Source organism: Pseudomonas folii (assembly GCF_014357575.1).
Taxonomy (GTDB): domain Bacteria; phylum Pseudomonadota; class Gammaproteobacteria; order Pseudomonadales; family Pseudomonadaceae; genus Aquipseudomonas; species Aquipseudomonas folii.
Map to the genome: position 1 here is coordinate 1 of NZ_JACONW010000280.1, position 2886 is coordinate 2886.

Annotated in this window: 2 protein-coding genes; one reads left to right on the plus strand and one right to left on the minus strand. The window is 58.5% G+C overall.

The window, feature by feature from the left end:
• Positions 1-4 precede the first annotated feature (4 nt).
• A complete protein-coding gene (gene cadR, locus H8S59_RS26660; RefSeq protein ID WP_095092590.1) occupies positions 5-451 on the minus strand; it encodes a Cd(II)/Pb(II)-responsive transcriptional regulator in 447 nt (148 codons plus the stop codon).
• 83 nt (positions 452-534) lie between these two features.
• Between cadR and H8S59_RS26665 the strand changes: the two genes are divergently transcribed.
• Entirely contained in the window at positions 535-2805 is a 2271-nt protein-coding gene (locus tag H8S59_RS26665; RefSeq protein ID WP_187523348.1) for a heavy metal translocating P-type ATPase, read from the plus strand.
• Positions 2806-2886 lie beyond the last annotated feature (81 nt).

Consider the following 2886-nt stretch of genomic DNA (forward strand, 5'->3'; position numbering starts at 1 on the left):
CGCCTCAATGCCCATGACTCCTGCCCACATGGGAATGCTCCACATCAGCGGTCACTACGCTGCCGCTGACTTCCAGTCGATCCAGAATCCCGCAATGATCCGGTGCTCCGTCGCTGCAGCGTTGGCGCAGGTCCAGTAGCTGGGTCTGCAGGGCTTGCAGGCTGGCGATGCGGTCATTGACGTGCTGGATGTGTTCATCAATCAGCGCATTGACACTCATGCACTGGTCTTGCGGGCTGTCACGCAAGTTGAGCAGGCTGCGTATTTCCTCAAGGGTCATGTCCAGGCTGCGGCAATTGCGAATGAAGGTCAGCCGCTCCACATGGGCCTGGGTGTACAACCGATAGTTGCCGTCGCTGCGGGCAGGTGCCGGGAGCAGGCCTTCGCGCTCGTAATAACGGATGGTTTCCACCTGGGCATCAGTCAGTTTTGCCAGCTCGCCAATCTTCATCGTCGTCGTTCCTGTTTTAGTGCTTGACCCTATAGTGGCTACAGGGTGTTCACTTGGCAACAAGCACGATAAAGGACCGGACCATGAGCCAGTTGACCCCTGTTCACGACAAGCACGATCACGATCAAGACAAGCATGACCATGAAAGCCATGACCATTCCCAGCATGATCACGGTAAGGTCGAACAAGGTCACGGCAGTTGCTGCTCGTCGAAAGTCGCGCCTGCGGTGGTCACGTTCAGCGATGCCCCTGCATCGGGCGCGCAACTGAGCACATTCCGTATCGAGCAGATGGATTGCCCTACGGAGCAGACGCTCATCCAGAACAAGCTGGGCAAACTGGCCGGCGTGCAGAAACTTGAATTCAACCTGATCAATCGCATGCTCGGCGTCTGGCACGAACTGCCGTCTACCGATCCGATTCGGGACGCTATCGCTTCGTTAGGCATGCAGGCCGAACCGATTGAAGAGGGCGCAGAGGCAGCGCCTGCACCGGTGGTGAAAAAAGCCTGGTGGCCGTTGGCGCTGTCCGGCGTGACTGCGCTGGCCGCTGAAGTCATCCACTTCGGCTCATTCGCGTCGGATTGGGTTGTGGCCATCGTGGCGCTGGTTTCCATCCTCAGCGGCGGTTTGGGCACTTATAAAAAAGGCTGGATCGCACTCAAGAACCTCAACCTGAACATCAACGCGTTGATGAGCATCGCTGTGACCGGTGCCGTGTTGATCGGGCAATGGCCAGAAGCAGCGATGGTGATGTTCCTGTTTACCGTTGCTGAGCTGATCGAAGCCAAATCCCTGGACCGCGCCCGCAACGCTATCAGTGGCTTGATGCAGCTCACGCCGGAACTGGCCACCGTGAAACAGGCGGATGGTCAGTGGTTGGAACTGGAAGCCAAAAACATCGAGTTGGGCGCCATCGTCCGGGTTAAACCGGGTGAGCGTGTCGCACTGGATGGTGAGGTGGTATCCGGTAACTCCACGATTGATCAGGCGCCGATTACCGGTGAAAGCCTGCCGGTCGAGAAAACCATTGGCGATAAAGTCTTTGCCGGGACCATTAACCAGTCCGGTTCGCTGGAGTATCGCGTGACGGCTGCGGCGAATAACTCGACGCTGGCGCGGATCATTCATGCGGTTGAGGCGGCCCAAGGTTCGCGGGCACCGACTCAGCGTTTCGTCGATACCTTCTCGCGCATTTATACCCCGGCGGTATTCATCTTCGCGCTCGGCGTCGCAATCATCCCGCCGCTGTTCATGGGCGCAGCCTGGTTCGACTGGATCTACCGCGCGCTTGTGCTGCTGGTGGTGGCTTGCCCTTGTGCATTGGTCATTTCCACTCCGGTGACCATTGTCAGCGGGCTGGCGGCTGCGGCGCGCAGAGGCATCCTGATCAAGGGCGGCGTGTACCTGGAAATGGGCCACAAGCTTGATTACCTGGCTCTGGACAAGACCGGCACGATCACCCACGGCAAGCCGGTGCAGACCGATTTCGTGTTGCTTGAGTCAACCGCTGCGGATCGGGTTCCGGGTGTGGCGGCGAGTCTGGCGGGGCGCTCTGATCACCCGGTTTCCCAGGCAGTTGCCAAGGCAGCCGAGCAATACGTTAATGCCCATGAAGTCACCGCTTTCGAAGCGTTGGCTGGGCGCGGCGTGCGCGGCGAGATCAATGGCGAGCTTTACCATTTGGGCAACCACCGTTTGGTGGAAGAGCTGGGCCTTTGCTCACCCCAGTTGGAGGCACAACTGGATGCGCTGGAACAGCAAGGTAAAAGCGTCGTGCTACTGCTGGATAAATCTGGCCCGCTGGCGTTGTTTGCGGTGGCCGATACGGTCAAGGAGAGCAGCCGCGAAGCGATCCAGCAACTGCATGAACTGGGCGTTAAAACCCTGATGCTTACCGGTGACAACCCGCACACCGCCAAGGCGATCGCTGCGCAGGTGGGTATCGATTCGGCTCAGGGCAACCTGATGCCAAGCGACAAACTGGAGGCTATCGAAGCGCTGTATGCCAAAGGGCATCGGGTCGGCATGGTCGGCGACGGCATCAACGACGCACCCGCGCTGGCACGCTCCGAGATTGGCTTCGCCATGGCGGCAGCGGGTACCGATACTGCGATTGAAACGGCGGATGTCGCCTTGATGGACGACGATCTGCGCAAGATCCCGGCGTTTATCCAACTGTCGCGTCGGACGTCGGCGGTATTGAAACAGAACATCTTCCTCGCCTTGTTTATCAAAGCGATCTTTCTGGCGATGACCTTTGCGGGCATGGCGACGATGTGGATGGCGGTGTTCGCGGATATGGGTGTGAGTCTGTTGGTGGTGTTTAATGGGTTGCGGTTGCTTAAAAAGTAATGAGTTCGCTCCTACCGGATGGTGGATGATCCTGAAGATGCCAAGGTTGGCCGCCGCGTTACGGTAGGAGGCAACTTGTTG

Excerpts from the sequence above, each read along its gene's own strand:
- cadR (WP_095092590.1), bottom strand. The coding sequence starts at position 451 with ATGAAGATTGGCGAGCTGGCAAAACTGACTGATGCCCAGGTGGAAACC.
- H8S59_RS26665 (WP_187523348.1), top strand. The coding sequence starts at position 535 with ATGAGCCAGTTGACCCCTGTTCACGACAAGCACGATCACGATCAAGAC.